Consider the following 13,947-nt stretch of genomic DNA (forward strand, 5'->3'; position numbering starts at 1 on the left):
GGCGAACGCGGCGGCGGCCGCCGCGACGATGCGCGATGGCACTCGGTGCGCGCAGTGCCATCGCGACGCCCTCTAGACAGAGGCGGGCAGATAGTGGGTTGCACCCTCACAGCGGCGCGTCCCGCGGGTTCGTGCTGAGCGAGCGCTTCGCCCCCTTCTTCCTTTCGTCGAGAGCCGTCTCATGCATCTGCAGACTGCACCGCGCCGTTCCGTGGTGGCCAACGCCTTCTACGGCCTGCTCAATCCCATTCCGTTCGGCTGCTTCGTCGCCGCGCTGATCTTCGATATCGTCTATGCCCGCAGCGGCGTGATCCTGTGGACCAAGGCGGCGGCCTGGCTGATCGCGATCGGGCTGGTCATCGCCATCGTGCCGCGCCTGATCAACCTGGTGCAGGTCTGGATCACTGCGCGGCGCTCCACGCTGCCGGTGGAGCGGCTCGACTTCTGGCTGAACCTGCTCGCCATCGTCGCCGCCATCTTCAATTCCTTCGTGCACAGCCGCGACGCGTATGCGGTGGTCCCGGCAGGGCTCTGGCTCTCGATCCTCACGGTCGCGTTGTTGGCGATCGGGCATGTGCTCATCGCCATCCGCACCACGCCACGCGAGGGTTACGTCCATGGCTAAGCGCCTGTGCCTGTCCGTTTTCGCGCTGAGCGGCGCAGTGGCCCTGGCCGCCTGCGGCGGCAAGGCCTCGCTCGAGCCCACCCAGCAGGCGGGCAACGCGCCGCCGCTGCCGCAGCCGCGCAACTTCCTGCTGCCGCCGATGCAGGTTCCCGAGGGAGTGGGCTGGAAGGAGGGGCAGGCGCCCACGGTGGCGGCTGGCCTGAAGATCGAGAAGATCGCTGGTGGCCTGAAGCATCCGCGCCAGCTGTACGTGCTGCCCAACGACGACGTGCTGGTGGTGGAGGCCAATTCGCCAGGGATGGAACCCGTCACCACGCCCAAGCAACTGATCGCGGGGCTGGTCCAGAGCCGCTCCGGCAAGAGCGCCAAGGGCGGCAACCGCATCACCCTGCTGCGCAGGGCCGCGGACGGCAAGTGGGAACAGCATGCGTTCCTGAAAGGGCTGCACTCGCCGTTCGGGGTGCAACTGATCGGCGATGCGCTGTACGTCGCCAACACCGATAACATCATGAAGTTCCCCTACGTCGCCGGCCAGACCGAGATCACCGCGCCCGGCACGCTGTTCGCCGATCTCCCCGGCACGATCGAACACCATTGGACCAAGGCACTGCTGGCCAGCCCCGACGGACGCAAGCTGTACGTCGGCGTGGGTTCCAACAGCAACATCGGCGAGAACGGGCTGGACGTGGAATACCGCCGCGCGGCCGTCCTGGAAGTGGACGTGGCCTCGGCAAGCAGCCGCATCTTCGCCTCGGGCATCCGCAATCCGACCGGACTGCAGTGGGAGCCGCGCACCGGCAAGCTGTGGGCGATCGCCAACGAGCGCGACGAGATCGGCGCCGACCTGGTGCCCGACTACCTGACCTCGGTGCAGGACGGCGGCTTCTACGGCTGGCCGTACAGCTACTACGGACAGAACGTGGATGTGCGGGTCAAGGACCAGCGCCCGGACCTGGTGGCCAAGGCGATCAAGCCGGACTACGCGTTGGGCTCGCATGTGGCCGCGCTGGGCCTGTGGTTCTCCCGCGGCGATGCGCTGCCCGCCAAGTACCGCGAGGGTGCGTTCGTGGCCGAGCACGGCAGCTGGAACCGTTCGCCGCTTAGCGGCTACCAGGTGGTGTACGTGCCGTTCCAGCAGGGCCGGCCGGTCGGCCCGCCGCAGACCGTGGTCAGCGGCTTCCACTCGCAGGACGAGTCGCAGCTATATGGCGCCCCGGTCGGCCTGGCGCAGGACAAGGACGGCGCGCTGCTGATCGCCGACGATGTCGGCAACAGCGTCTGGCGTGTGCGCTTCTGACCGGTTGCAGGTTGTGCCGAGCACTGGCGAGCGGGTGGAGTGGTTCTGCGTGACGCTGGACCCATCGCTGTCTCCGGCCGCTGCCGAAGTGCGGCGGCACACTCGGGACTCTGCGCGGCCGGAACGCAGAGACCATGTGGAACGAAAAAGCGATCTGCCCGACTTCGACTCGGCAGCACGTTGATTCCACACACTTGGCACACCTTCAGTTCAGGCGTATCCAGTCCAGCGCCACCAGCATGCGGACCGCTTCGACGAGCGCTTGCTGCGTCTGTTCGGAATCGGCCGTGGTCCTGGAAGCGAGTAGATGCGCATGCAGTTGATGCGGGGGGAGCGCCTGCCCGGGATGCGCCACCTGCAGCCGGCGCGCGGCCTGGAACACCGTCATGATGTCCTCGGCCTGGTCGATGTTCCTGATCTGTGCGAACAGGTCCACGGCTTTCGCGATCTCGGTGTCGTAGGGCGCATACGCCGCGGCGAATCGCGCACGCTCCTTGTCGTACTGCGGCGAGGCCCGCAGTGCCATGGTCCGCCCCTGCGGCTGCTCCTGCAGCCAGTTGCGGTTGGCCAGGTCTGTCAGGATCGGCCGGACGTCGCCCTGGCGCGGGCCGCGGCCGGCAGTGCCGAAGGTCAGCCCGGTCGGTACGCCCAGTTCGGTCATGGCCCAGCAGAGCGTCTGGAACAGGGTGCGCCCGATCGGCCGCGCTTCCGGCCGGGCCTGCAACCGCCGCAGCACTTCCATGATCGCGATCCAGCCCGGCTGGGGTGCCGTACGTTTGCCAACGCCCTCGGTCGAGGTGTTGGCCGGCCGCGACGGGAAGGCGGTTTCGAGTTGCGCCAGCGGCGTGCCGTACGGCGCATAGACCTCGATGTCGACCGGCAGGTGCGCCAGCGTGCGGTAGATCAACGGGCCGACCTCCTCCCAGGCCAGGCCGCCGTTGCCGCAGCCCAGCGGCGGCAGGGCAAGACTGCGCACGCCCCATTCGCGCAGATGCGCGGCGAGGTGGTCCAGCCCTGCCGCGATGTCCTCCAGCCACAATGGCAGCGACAGCGCCGGTCTAGCTCTCGGCAGACGCACCACCGCCGCGTCGCGCACGCCAGCGCGCCACCCGCTCCTGCAGCCCCACCACGCAGACGAAGAATGCCGGCACGAAGAAGATCGCCAGCACGGTGCCGCTGACCATGCCGCCGAACACGCCGGTGCCGATGGCGTGCTGGGTCTCGGCGCTGGCGCCGCTGGCCAGCATCAGCGGCACCACGCCCAGGGCGAAGGCCAGCGAGGTCATCAGGATCGGGCGCAGGCGCAGGCGCGCGGCGTTGGTCGCCGCCTCGAGCAGGCCCTGGCCGTCGCGGTGCAGTTGCCGGGCGAACTCGACGATGAGGATGGCGTTCTTCGCCGACAGGCCGATGATGGTGATCAGGCCGACCTTGAAGAACACGTCGTTGGGCAGGCCGCGCAGCATCACCGCGGCCACCGCACCGAGCAGGCCCAGCGGCACCACCAGCATCACCGACAGCGGGATCGTCCAGCTCTCGTACAGCGCCGCCAGCACCAGGAACACCACCAGTGCCGACAGCAGCATCAGCAGCGGCGCCTGCGCGGCCGACTGCCGCTCCTGCAGCGATTGCCCGGTCCAGGCCACGGCGAAGCCCTGCGGCAGCTGCGCGGCCAGCCGTTCCATCTCGGCCATGGCCGCGCCGCTGGACACGCCAGGCGCGGCGCCGCCGGTGATGCGCACGGCCGGGAAGCCCTGGAAGCGCGCCAGCTGCTGCGGCGCGTCGGTCCAGGTGGCGGTCACCACTTCGCGCAGTGGCACCATGCCGCCCTCGGTGCTGCGCACGCGCAGGCCCAGCACGTCGTCCAGTTGCATGCGCGACGCGGCGTCGGCCTGCAGGATCACCTGCTGCATGCGCCCGGCGTTGGGGAAGTCGTTGACGTACAGCGAGCCCATCGCCGCCGACAAGGTGTTGCTGATCGCGGAGAACGGCAGGCCCATGGCTTCGGCATGCTGGCGGTCGATCTCCAGGCGGATGCTCTTGCCCGGCGGCAGCCCGTCCTGATACACGCCGCTGACCACCTTGCTGCCCGCGGCCAGTTGCAGCAGCTTCGCCTGCGCCGCCATCAGCGCGGCCTCGCCGCGGTTGCCGCGGTCCTGCAGGTACAGGGTGAAGCCGGAAGAGGTGCCGAGCTCGTCGATGGCCGGCGGCAGCAGGCTCATCACCGTGCCCTCGGGCAGGTCGGCCATGGCCTGCTGCACGCGGTCGGCTTCGTCGCTGGAGGTGGCGCCGTCGCGCTGGTCCCAGTCCTTGAGCATGGTGAAGGCCATGGCCGCGTTGGTGCCCGAGCCGGAGAAGCTGAAACCCAGGATCACCAGGTTGGAGGCCAGCGCCGGGCGCGTGGCGACGTGCCGCTCGAACGCCTCGACCACCGCCAGCGTGCGCTCGCTGGTGGCATCGGTGGGCAACTGGATCGAGGTCATGAAGTAGCCCTGGTCCTCTTCCGGCAGGAACGCCGAGGGCAGCACGCGCATGGCGAAGACCAACGCCACGCACAGGACCGCGAACACCGCCAGCACCCGCGCGCTGCGCCGCAGCAGCCGCGCCACGCGTGCGGCATAGCTGCCGGTCAGGCGCTCGAAGCCGCGGTTGAACGCGCCGAAGAATCCGCGCTTGGCATGATGGCCGGGCGCGATCGGGCGCAGCAGGGTGGCGCACAGCGCCGGGGTCAGGGTCAGCGCCAGGAACGCCGAGAACAGGATCGACACCGCCATCGCCAGGGTGAACTGCTGGTAGATCACGCCCACCGAGCCGCTGGCGAAGGCCATGGGGATGAACACCGCGGTCAGCACCAGGGTGATGCCGACCACCGCGCCGGTGATCTCGCGCATCGCCTTGGTCGTGGCCTGCCGCGGCGGCAGGCCTTCGCTGGCCATGATCCGCTCGACGTTCTCCACCACCACGATGGCGTCGTCGACGATGATGCCGATCGCCAGCACCATGCCGAACATCGTCAGCACGTTGATCGAGAAACCGGCCAGCAGCATCACCGCGAAGGTGCCCAGCAGTGCGATCGGCGCGACGATGGCCGGGATCAGCGTGTAGCGCACGTTCTGCAGAAACAGGTACATCACCAGGAACACCAGCACCATCGCTTCGAGCAGGGTCTTGACCACCTGCTTGATCGAGAGCTTCACGAACGGCGCGGTGTCGAACGGGATCGAATAGCGCATGCCGGTCGGCATGCTCGCGGCCAGTTCCGCCAGCCGCGCCTTCACCGCCTGCGCGGTGCGCACCGCATTGGCGCCGGGGGAGAGCTGGATCGCCGCGCTGGTGGCGGGAGCGCCGTCCTCGCGGTTGGAGAAGCCATAGGACTGTGCGCCCAGCTCCACCCGCGCCACGTCGCCCAGGGTCACCCGCGCGCCGCCGCTGTCGGCACGCAGCACGATGGCGGCGAACTGCGCGGGCGTGGTCAGTTGCCCGGCCACGGTCAGCGGCACGGTCAGGCGTTGTCCGCGCACGGTCGGCTCGTCGCCGAGGCGGCCGGGCGCGATCTGCGCGTTCTGCTGTTCGATCGCCTGCGCCAGTTCGGTCATGGTCATGCCGTAGGCGACGAGCTTGTCCGGGTCCACCCACACGCGCATGGCCTGCTCGGCGCCGAACAGCTGCACACGGCCGACGCCGTCGATGCGCCGCAGTTCCTGCACGATGTTGCGGGCCAGGTAGTCGTTGAGCGCCACCTCGTCGTAGCGGCCGTCCGGCGAGGTCAGGCCGACCAGCATCAGGAAGCCGGACGCGGCCGATTCCACCTGCAGGCCGTTCTGCCGCACCGCCTGCGGCAGGCGCGGCTCCACCGCCTTGATGCGGTTCTGCACGTCCACCTGCGCCAGCTCCGCATTGGTGCCGGGCTTGAAGGTGGCGGTGATCTGCGCGCTGCCCGAGGTGTCCACCGTGGACTCGAAGTAAAGCAGGTTCTTGACCCCCGACAGCTCGCGTTCGACCAGGCTCACCACCGAGTCGTTGAGGGTCTGCGGCGTGGCGCCGGGGTAGGACGCGATCAGCGACACCGAGGGCGGCGCCACCGAGGGATAGCGCGCCACCGGCAGCTGGCCGATGGCCAGGGTGCCGAACAGCACGATGAACAGCGCGATCACCCAGGCGAAGACCGGGCGTTCGATGAAGAACTGGGGCATGGCGGCGTTCCCGGTTCAGTCCGCGGCGGCGGTGGCGACCACCGGCGGCTGCCACGCACGCGCCTTCACCCGGGCGCCGGTGCTGAGCCGGTCGATGCCTTCGACCACCACCTGCTGCCCGGGTTGCAGGCCGGCGACGACACGGTAGTGCCCCTGCACCAGTTCGCCCAGCTGCACCGTCGCGCTGTGCGCCTGCGCATTGGCGTCCAGCACCCACACCTGCGCGCGCTTGCCGACATGGGTGATCGCCTGCTGCGGCACGCGCAGCGCCTGCGCGTAGTGGGCGCGCGGCACCCGCGCCCGCACGTACATGCCTGGCAACAGGCGCCGTTGCGGGTTGTCGACGAGGATGCGCAGCAGCACATCGCCGGTGCCGGCATCGACGGTGATGCCGGAGAACAGCACGCGCCCGCTCAGTCCCGAGGGCGTGCCGCTGCGGTCGAGGATCTGCGCCGGCAGGCCGTCGTCGCCGGTGGCCTGCGCGCGCGCGGCCGGATCCAGCGGGTCCAGGTCGCTGGCGGACTGGCGCACGTCGACGTAGACCTGGTCGATCTGCTGGATCACCGCCATCGGCGCGCTGTCGCTGGGCGAGACCAGCGCACCCTCGGTGAGCAGTGCCTGGTCGATGCGGCCGTCGATCGGTGCGTCGACGGTGGCGAAGGCCAGGTCCAGGCGCCGCCGCGACAGCGTCGCCTTGGCCTCGGCGACCGCCGCGGCGGCCTGGCTGCGCTGCGAGGCGGCGTCGTCGTACATCTGCCGGCTGACCATGCCGGATTCGACCAGCCGCTGTAGCCGGGCATGCTGCACGTCGGCCAGTACCTGCGCGGCCTCGGCACGGTGCAGTGCGGCTGCGGCGGTGTCCATGTCGGCCTTGAACGGTGCCGGGTTGATCTGGAACAGCGCATCGCCGCGCCGCACATCGGCGCCCTGCTCGAAGAAGCGACGCTGCACGATGCCGCCGACCTGTGGGCGGATCTGTGCGCTGCGCAGCGCGGCCACGCGGCCGGGCAGGTCCACGCTCACCGTCATCGGCGCAGGGTGCAGGGTCACCGCGGTGACCTGTACCGGCGCGGCAACCGCTTGCGGCTGCGCGCCGCCGCCGCAGCCCGCCAGGGCCAACGCCAGCGCGCCGCCGAGTCCCAGAGTCCGTACCTGTTGCCGCATGCCCATGCCTCGTGCCTCGTCGCTGCCGCCGCGGATGCGGCGGACGCCAAAGCCGCGCATGGTCGCGGCCGCGGGTTGCGCGGCGTTCGATGCGATGTGGAGATATGATGGAGATCCGCCCGTCCGGGCCGATGCGCCTTCGCTGCCTCCATGTCCGTTTCCTCTCCGGGTGCCGCCGTGCCCGCGTCCGCGCCGCTGGTCCTGATCGCCGAAGACGAGAGCGAGATCGCCGAGATCCTCAGCGCCTACCTGGCGCGCAGCGGGCTGCGCAGCGCCCACGCCGCCGATGGCCGCGCCGCGCTGGAACTGCACCTGGCGCTGGATCCGGATCTGATCCTGCTGGACGTGCAACTGCCGGCGGCGGACGGCTGGAAGGTGCTGTCCGAACTGCGCCACCGCGGCGAGACCCCGGTGATCATGCTCACCGCGCTGGACCAGGACATCGACAAGCTGATGGGCCTGCGCCTGGGCGCCGACGACTACGTGGTCAAGCCGTTCAACCCGGCCGAGGTGGTGGCGCGGGTGCAGGCGGTGCTGCGGCGCATCCGCGGCAACGGCGCCGAGGAGGCGCGCAGCCTGCGCGTGGGCGCCTTCCATGTCGATCTGGACCAGCACGAGGCCAGCGTGCGCGTGGGCGAGCAGCGGCACACGCTGGACCTCACGCTCACCGAGTTCAAGCTGCTGGTGCGGCTGATGCGCGCGCCGAAGCGGGTGTTCAGCCGCGCCGAACTGCTCGACGCCTGCCTGCCGGAAGGCGACACCCAGGAGCGCACCATCGACAGCCACATCAGCAAACTGCGCAAGAAGCTGGAGGCGCTGGGCGTGCAGGGCACGCCGGCCAGCGTGCGCGGCGTCGGCTACCGGTTCGGATCCGGCGCATGAGTCGCGCCCCCGGGCTGCGCCGCCAGGTCATCCTGTCGCTGGGCGCGCTGGCGCTGTGGATCATCCTGCTGTCGGTGGTCGGCTCCTACGTGTTCTACGCGCTGGCGGCGGCCTACCAGCCCAACAGCATCTCCGACACCTGGGTGCCGTCGCGGGTGGAGATGATGTGGATCGGCGCCACCGCCGCACTGGCCGTGGCGATCGCGGTGGCGGTGGCGGTGCGGCTGTCGCGGCGCATCCTCACCCCGCTGAACTCGGTGGCGCACAGCCTGCGCGAAGTCGCCCAGGGCAACTTGCACGCACGCGCGAGCATGGATGCGCATGCGCTGGGCGAGACCGCGCAACTGGTGCGCGACTTCAACGCCATGGCCGACCGCCTGCAGGCGATGACCCGCGAGCGCGCATTCTGGAATGCCGCCGTCGCCCACGAACTGCGCACGCCGGTGACGATCCTGCGCGGGCGCCTGCAGGGCCTGGCCGAGGGCGTGTTCGCGCCGGACGTGGCGGCGTTCGAGAGCCTGCTGCGGCAGGTGGAAGGCCTGAACCGGCTGATCGAGGACCTGCGCGTGCTCAGCCTCACCGACAGCGGGCACCTGGAGTTGCAGACGGCGCCGGCCGACCTGGCGCGGGAAGTGGAGGCCGTGCTGCATGCCTTCGGCGCCAGCCTGGACGCGCGCGGGCTGGTGCTGGAACCCGTGCTGGCGCTGCGCACGCCGGTGCTGTGCGATGCGGTGCGCATCCGCCAGGCGCTGATGGCCTTGCTCGAAAACGCGCAGCACTATGCCGAGCCGGGCCCGCTGCGGGTGGGCGTGCAGGCGGACGCGGGCCAATGCGTGCTGTTCGTGGAAGACACCGGCCCCGGCATCGCGCCCGAGATCGCCGCGCGGGTGTTCGATGCGTTCCGCCGCGGCGATCCGTCGCGTTCGCGCAAGAGCGGCGGCAGCGGCCTGGGCCTGGCGGTGGTCAAGGCCATTGCCGTGGCGCATGGCGGCGATGCGCTGTGCCTGCCGGCCTGCAGCGGGACACGATTCGAAGTGCGCTGGCCGCTGGTCTCGTTGGAGGCCAGCGGTACTTCCCAGTCGCGAACATCGCCGAGCCGGCACGCTATGTGAGTTACCAGGGGCGTGTGCTAGCTGTTGTTGTCGCTCGTTGGTGGCACACGGAGGTTTGTCGACGCGTGGCTCGCCCTCAATAGTCGGTGTAAAGATAGATCCCGGCGAACCGGCTCGTATACCAGCCGGCGCCGCCCTGGGCTTTGGGGGTGCTGAGATTCGCGATCTCGGAAGACAGTTGCACTGCCGTGACCTGGTAGCCAGTGGTATCGGCATCCAGCTGCGTTTGTGAATCGCTGTTTTTTGCGTTCATGTCCGCGATCGCGAGGGCGAGTTGCTCTTTCGAGATGCACATGCCATACCATCTCAGATTCTCGCCCTTGGCACCGGTCACGGCATGGCTGAATGGCATTAGCGAAAGATATTTTCTGCCTTCGGTATAAGCGCTTCCCACGTAATAGCTGGAGAGCCCAGCGTCATAGTAGGCACCTTCGCTGATTCCGATGTCGGGCCAGCGGCTATCCCAGGTCTTGATGCTGTAGCTGAAGGGCCTCCCATTCTTGTCCGTGAGCCACAAGACGACACCGTTGTAGAAGACGGCTCCTTCGCTATAGCTGTCGATGACGGTCTCCGAGTGCTCCAGACACATTTTCGGATCGGAACCGAATTGGTTGGAATCCCAGGGGCGTCGGTTTACTTGGTGGTTCCAGCCTACGTAATACCACCCCATCGGGGATGGATTGGGCAGACTGTAGGAATGCAAGTGAATGGTCGCCTGGGCTCCCTGCTTTTGCACCGATGTCGAGCCGTATCCATTTGGATCGATCGACGCCTGAAAATCTGACCAGGGGGTGGGCGTGTTCAGATGCGAAAAATCGCCGACATTCCAGCTTGCGTGACGCTGCATGGCTTTCCCGAAGCTGTAAGTGTAGAAGCCATCGGCGCCTCCTCCTTCGTCGTTGGCAACGACGACGTCTTTCAGGCCTTTGCCATCGGGTTGGACCCAGAAATGCTGGGATGCCTGGGCTTGCTCGAGGAAGAGAAGGGCTCCCGCGAAAAGAACGAGGTCTAAGATTCTTCCCATTGGCGTTTGGCGTCCTGCAACGCAATATGCTTGAGTCAGATTGACGAACCCTCGTCGCCGGTTGCCATGCGGCGGCAGCGACGTGTCTTGCCTGTTCTACCGCATGCGGAGTGAGCATGGCAACGCTTTGCTGCCTCCCAGGGAAGGCCTGCGCTCCTGCTGGGAGTGCATAGTTGGCATGGGATGCTGTCGCGCACGGTTCGCTATCGATAGACTGTCTTGTGAACGAGCCAAGTTGCGGTCATTCAACACCGCCACAACCACGTCAAGGACGATCTCGCAGCGCGGCGTGCAGTTCGCCATGTTGCTCTGCAATCATGGAGATGGCATACGCCCCGGCAGCATGCGGGTCAGCACCTCGTCGCGCCGGACCCAGTGATGGAACAGCGCGGCGGCCACGTGCAGCAGTACGACGACCCATGCGATCCATTTGCCGATGAAGTGGTGCACCACGTCGATCGGCGCTTCGAACGCCTCCCAGCTCAGATGCCAGGTGCGGCTGATCCAGGCGAACAGCGCGGTCTCGTTGAAGCCGGGAATGCGGAACAGGCCGAAGTCGGTCGGCGCGCCGGTGCCGATGTAGCCGGTCAGCGGCATCACGATCAGCAGCGCGTACAGGCCCCAATGCGCCAGATGCGCGAGCCGGTGTTCCAGCGCCGAGCCCGGCGGATCGTCCGGTTGCACGTCCAGCCAGCGCCACAACAGCCGCGGCAGCACCAGGAACCCGACCAGCAGGCCCAGCACCCAGTGCAGGTTGAGCACCGGCAGCGAGGCGTCGGAGGTGTCGTCCATGAACCAGATGACGTAGTACACCACCGCATAGGCGCCGATGAAGGCGGCGGCGGTGGTCCAGTGGAACAGCTTGGCGAGGGCGCCGAAGCGCTGTGCGGTATTGCGCCAGTGCATGTGCGTGATCCTGGTCGAGTGGCGAGGCGGGGAGTGCTGCGGAATCAGGGCGTGCGCAGGCTGTCGAGCAGCCGGTCCAGGGCGTCCAGTGCGTCGGCCAGCCGTGCGTGCAGGTCGGCGTCCGGCTCGGCGATCCAGAACGCCGCCTCGGTGATCGCGCCGTAGAGCATGCGTGCCATCACCCCGGCATGCAGCGGCGCCACCGTGCCGGCGGCGATCAGGGCTGCCAGCGCCGCCTGCAGCGCGGCGATGCCCACCGACTGCGCCGCCGGCGGCACGTCGCCGAACACGGCGCGCGCGTCCTGCAGGATGATCCGGCGGATCTCCGGTTCCAGCGCCAGTTCCAGGTAGGTGCGGCAGCGGCGGCGGAAACCGTCCCACGGCGTGGGCGCGGCGTCGGACACCGCCTGCAGGCGCAGGCCCACCTCGGCCTCGATCTGCTCGATGACCGCGATCAGCAGGCCGTCCTTGCTGCCGAAGTGGTGATACAGCGCGCCACGGGTAAGACCGGCCTCGGCGGTCAACACGTCCATCGAGGTGTGCGCGAAGCCGTGCGTGGCGAACGCCTGCCGCGCCGCAGCCAGCAGGCTGGCGCGGGTGGTCTCGATCATCTCGCGGCGGCTGCGGCGCTGGTGCATGGGCGGGCCTTCATTCACATACGTGGCGTACGTTATTTGCGTACAGTGCGTATGTCAATGTGTCCCGGTCGATTCGGTGTGCGCTGGGCAGCTTGGGCAGCGCGGCGGCCGGTGCGCTCCGAAGGCCTGAGATTCGAGTGGCTTGCCCGTCCTGCGAACGCCTCGGCCAGGGCCTCTCAGGCATCGACAGCGCGATCGCGGCGGCGTGTGGAATGCGCCTGGTCGCAAACCCAATAGATGCTGGTGCCTGTCGCGAAGGCCGTCGTAAAGGGCGCCGTCGCGGCGGCTCAGGACTGCGCGACGGAACCGCCCATCGTGCGCATGCGATGCACCGGCATGACGCCGACGCACCGTCGCACTAGCCAAGGCCTTCACTGCGGGTGTGGTCTGGTGACCGCTGTGCAACCGAATTGGAGTGTCGAATGGACACCACGCTGATGCCCTGGGTCGCCGGACTGTTCGTCCTGCTCATCGCCGCGATGCTGTATCTGGTCACGCGCGCCAAGAAGAACCGCAACCGCCCGGCACAGGATCACGCCGCGACCAAGAGCGACGTGGACAGCGCGGCCAAGCGCTAGCGCGTCGGGCGCGGCGCGGTCGCCTGCGCCGTGCTCAGGCGTCCGCGTCGATCGGCGCGAAGCGCGGGCGGCGTACGCCATCGATCTCCACCTGCTCGATGAACATCGGATACGGCCGCACCCACAGCGTGCCTTCGCCGTACAGCGGCCGGTACAGCACCAGCGGTTCCAGCGTCTCGCTGCTGCGGACCACGCCCAGCACCTCGTACTCGCCGCCCTTGAAGTGGCGGTAGCGGCCGAGGGCGATGGAAGGCAGCGGGCTGAGGTCGCGCATGACGGTGTCCTGGTTGGCGGGAGCGCGAGTGTAGCCGTCTGCACCTGCGCTCTTTGCGTTGCGAGGGCGAATTGCGCGACCGCGGCGGTTCGCCGCGTCGTGACGACGGAACGCTCCTGCGGGGGAAACTCAGGCAACCGGCCTTAAGAAGCAGCGTCCATTGTCGCCCGCAGGCTTCACTTCTGCGCACGTCAAGGCGCCAAATCGGCGAAGTCGAACGCCTGCCCCGGCTCGGCGGCGACGAAGTCCGTTGCGGCGATGCCGGCCAGGTGCAGTGCGGCGGCCAGCGCTTCGCGCGGCTCATCACGCCCTTCGTCGGTGAGCTGGAAGGTGCCCCAGTGGATGCCGAGCGCGCGCCGCGCGCCGGTGTCGCGGAAGATCCGCACCGCTTCGGTGGGGTCGATGTGCTGTGGCGCCATGAACCAGCGCGGCGCGTAGGCGCCGATCGGGATCAACGCCACGTCGGGCGCGCCGTGCCGGTCGCGGATCTCGCGGAAGATGGCGCCATCGCCGTAGCCGGTGTCTCCCGCGAACCACACCGATCCCCGCGCGGTCTCGACGAAGAAGCCGGACCACAGCGCCATCCTGCGGTCGGCGATGCCGCGGCTGGACCAATGGTTGGCGCGGGTCAGCGTCGCCGTCGCGGTGTCGCCGATCGGCAGCCGGTCGTGCCAGTCGCCGGTGGCGATGCGCGCATCGGGCACGCGCTTGCGCAGCAGGACGTCGTTGCCCAGCGGCATCACGAACAGCGGCTGGTGCGCGTCGTGCAGCGTGCGCAAGGTCGCCAGGTCGAAGTGGTCGTAGTGGTTGTGGCTCAGCAGCACCGCATCGATGGGCGGCAGGTCCGCGAAGCGGATGCCCGGTGCCGTTACCCGCTTGGGCCCTGCGATCTGCGAAGGGCTGGCGCGCTGCGACCACACCGGGTCGGTGAGCAGGTTGAGGCCGGCGGCCTGGATCAACAGCGTGGCGTGGCCGACCATGGTGATGCGCAGGCCGTCGTGCCGCGGTGCAGGCATGGCCGGCGTCACCGGGACCTGCGCAGGCCAGCGCACCGCGCCCATGGCGGCCTTCCAGCGCAGGACCTTGCTCAGCGCATTGTCGATCGTGGGCTGGCCGGGGTTGAAGAAGCGCACGCCATCGAAATGGTCGCTGACGGGGCCACGGTAGTAGGGGTTGGCCATTGAGGCGCGATCCGGATGACGCAAGGGGAGGGAAGGTTAACCGCCAGCGGCGCAAGCGTGCGTGCGCGCCTGCCTC

Annotated in this window: 13 protein-coding genes; 5 read left to right on the forward strand and 8 right to left on the reverse strand. The window is 68.7% G+C overall.

Annotation, left to right across the window (positions count from 1 at the left end):
- Positions 1–181: 181 nt before the first annotated feature.
- Together ACHWVH_RS15460 and ACHWVH_RS15465 are read left to right on the forward strand one after the other, a co-directional pair.
- The gene (locus ACHWVH_RS15460) at positions 182–625 is read left to right on the forward strand and encodes a DUF2231 domain-containing protein (RefSeq protein WP_295924124.1); all 444 of its coding nucleotides are present in this window, start codon (positions 182–184) and stop codon (positions 623–625) included.
- A complete protein-coding gene (locus tag ACHWVH_RS15465) occupies positions 618–1,922 on the forward strand; it encodes a PQQ-dependent sugar dehydrogenase (RefSeq protein ID WP_394687505.1) in 1,305 nt (434 codons plus the stop codon). The genes ACHWVH_RS15460 and ACHWVH_RS15465 overlap by 8 nt, the downstream gene beginning before the upstream one ends.
- A gap of 205 nt (positions 1,923–2,127) precedes the next feature.
- Here ACHWVH_RS15465 and ACHWVH_RS15470 read toward each other — a convergent pair whose 3' ends face one another.
- From ACHWVH_RS15470 to ACHWVH_RS15480, 3 genes are read right to left on the reverse strand one after another with little or no spacing between them, the layout of a single operon-like run.
- A complete protein-coding gene (locus ACHWVH_RS15470) occupies positions 2,128–3,018 on the reverse strand; it encodes an Appr-1-p processing protein (protein ID WP_394687506.1) in 891 nt (296 codons plus the stop codon).
- Positions 2,981–6,112, reverse strand: coding sequence for an efflux RND transporter permease subunit (locus ACHWVH_RS15475; protein ID WP_295964041.1), 3,132 nt, complete (start codon positions 6,110–6,112; stop codon positions 2,981–2,983). Before ACHWVH_RS15475 ends, ACHWVH_RS15470 begins: the two co-directional genes overlap by 38 nt.
- A gap of 15 nt (positions 6,113–6,127) precedes the next feature.
- Positions 6,128–7,336: an efflux RND transporter periplasmic adaptor subunit gene (locus tag ACHWVH_RS15480; RefSeq protein WP_295924134.1), complete on the reverse strand. Its 1,209-nt coding sequence runs from the start codon at positions 7,334–7,336 to the stop codon at positions 6,128–6,130.
- A 90-nt stretch (positions 7,337–7,426) separates the two neighbouring features.
- Here ACHWVH_RS15480 and ACHWVH_RS15485 point away from each other — a divergent pair, with 90 nt between their 5' ends.
- Both ACHWVH_RS15485 and ACHWVH_RS15490 read left to right on the forward strand, forming a co-directional pair.
- Positions 7,427–8,158, forward strand: coding sequence for a response regulator (locus ACHWVH_RS15485; protein WP_394687507.1), 732 nt, complete (start codon positions 7,427–7,429; stop codon positions 8,156–8,158).
- Complete coding sequence (locus ACHWVH_RS15490; RefSeq protein WP_394687508.1) at positions 8,155–9,270, forward strand: ATP-binding protein; 1,116 nt, start codon at positions 8,155–8,157, stop codon at positions 9,268–9,270. Before ACHWVH_RS15485 ends, ACHWVH_RS15490 begins: the two co-directional genes overlap by 4 nt.
- 76 nt (positions 9,271–9,346) lie before the next feature.
- Here ACHWVH_RS15490 and ACHWVH_RS15495 read toward each other — a convergent pair whose 3' ends face one another.
- The 3 genes from ACHWVH_RS15495 to ACHWVH_RS15505 form a co-directional block, all read right to left on the reverse strand.
- Entirely contained in the window at positions 9,347–10,294 is a 948-nt protein-coding gene (locus tag ACHWVH_RS15495; RefSeq protein ID WP_295924141.1) for a hypothetical protein, read from the reverse strand.
- Positions 10,295–10,609: 315 nt separating this feature from the next.
- Positions 10,610–11,200, reverse strand: a complete 591-nt coding sequence (locus ACHWVH_RS15500; RefSeq protein ID WP_394687509.1) for a cytochrome b — start codon at positions 11,198–11,200, stop codon at positions 10,610–10,612.
- Between the two features lie 44 nt (positions 11,201–11,244).
- A complete protein-coding gene (locus ACHWVH_RS15505; RefSeq protein WP_394687510.1) occupies positions 11,245–11,838 on the reverse strand; it encodes a TetR/AcrR family transcriptional regulator in 594 nt (197 codons plus the stop codon).
- A 422-nt stretch (positions 11,839–12,260) separates the two neighbouring features.
- Between ACHWVH_RS15505 and ACHWVH_RS15510 the strand changes: the two genes are divergently transcribed.
- Positions 12,261–12,416 (forward strand): hypothetical protein, encoded by a 156-nt coding sequence (locus ACHWVH_RS15510; protein ID WP_017910105.1) that lies wholly within the window; start codon positions 12,261–12,263, stop codon positions 12,414–12,416.
- A gap of 34 nt (positions 12,417–12,450) precedes the next feature.
- Here ACHWVH_RS15510 and ACHWVH_RS15515 read toward each other — a convergent pair whose 3' ends face one another.
- Together ACHWVH_RS15515 and ACHWVH_RS15520 are read right to left on the reverse strand one after the other, a co-directional pair.
- Entirely contained in the window at positions 12,451–12,690 is a 240-nt protein-coding gene (locus ACHWVH_RS15515; RefSeq protein ID WP_017912852.1) for a DUF1653 domain-containing protein, read from the reverse strand.
- Positions 12,691–12,881: 191 nt separating this feature from the next.
- Positions 12,882–13,871, reverse strand: coding sequence for an MBL fold metallo-hydrolase (locus ACHWVH_RS15520; RefSeq protein ID WP_295909949.1), 990 nt, complete (start codon positions 13,869–13,871; stop codon positions 12,882–12,884).
- Positions 13,872–13,947 lie beyond the last annotated feature (76 nt).

The organism is uncultured Xanthomonas sp. (genome assembly GCF_964278005.1).
GTDB classification, from domain to species: domain Bacteria; phylum Pseudomonadota; class Gammaproteobacteria; order Xanthomonadales; family Xanthomonadaceae; genus Xanthomonas_A; species Xanthomonas_A sontii.

Coding starts and splice junctions, on each gene's coding strand:
- ACHWVH_RS15510 (WP_017910105.1), top strand. CDS start 12,261: ATGGACACCACGCTGATGCCCTGGGTCGCCGGACTGTTCGTCCTGCTC.
- ACHWVH_RS15480 (WP_295924134.1), bottom strand. CDS start 7,336: ATGCGCGGCTTTGGCGTCCGCCGCATCCGCGGCGGCAGCGACGAGGCA.
- ACHWVH_RS15465 (WP_394687505.1), top strand. CDS start 618: ATGGCTAAGCGCCTGTGCCTGTCCGTTTTCGCGCTGAGCGGCGCAGTG.
- ACHWVH_RS15475 (WP_295964041.1), bottom strand. CDS start 6,112: ATGCCCCAGTTCTTCATCGAACGCCCGGTCTTCGCCTGGGTGATCGCG.
- ACHWVH_RS15495 (WP_295924141.1), bottom strand. CDS start 10,294: ATGGGAAGAATCTTAGACCTCGTTCTTTTCGCGGGAGCCCTTCTCTTC.
- ACHWVH_RS15490 (WP_394687508.1), top strand. CDS start 8,155: ATGAGTCGCGCCCCCGGGCTGCGCCGCCAGGTCATCCTGTCGCTGGGC.
- ACHWVH_RS15505 (WP_394687510.1), bottom strand. CDS start 11,838: ATGCACCAGCGCCGCAGCCGCCGCGAGATGATCGAGACCACCCGCGCC.
- ACHWVH_RS15520 (WP_295909949.1), bottom strand. CDS start 13,871: ATGGCCAACCCCTACTACCGTGGCCCCGTCAGCGACCATTTCGATGGC.
- ACHWVH_RS15500 (WP_394687509.1), bottom strand. CDS start 11,200: ATGCACTGGCGCAATACCGCACAGCGCTTCGGCGCCCTCGCCAAGCTG.
- ACHWVH_RS15485 (WP_394687507.1), top strand. CDS start 7,427: ATGTCCGTTTCCTCTCCGGGTGCCGCCGTGCCCGCGTCCGCGCCGCTG.
- ACHWVH_RS15515 (WP_017912852.1), bottom strand. CDS start 12,690: ATGCGCGACCTCAGCCCGCTGCCTTCCATCGCCCTCGGCCGCTACCGC.
- ACHWVH_RS15460 (WP_295924124.1), top strand. CDS start 182: ATGCATCTGCAGACTGCACCGCGCCGTTCCGTGGTGGCCAACGCCTTC.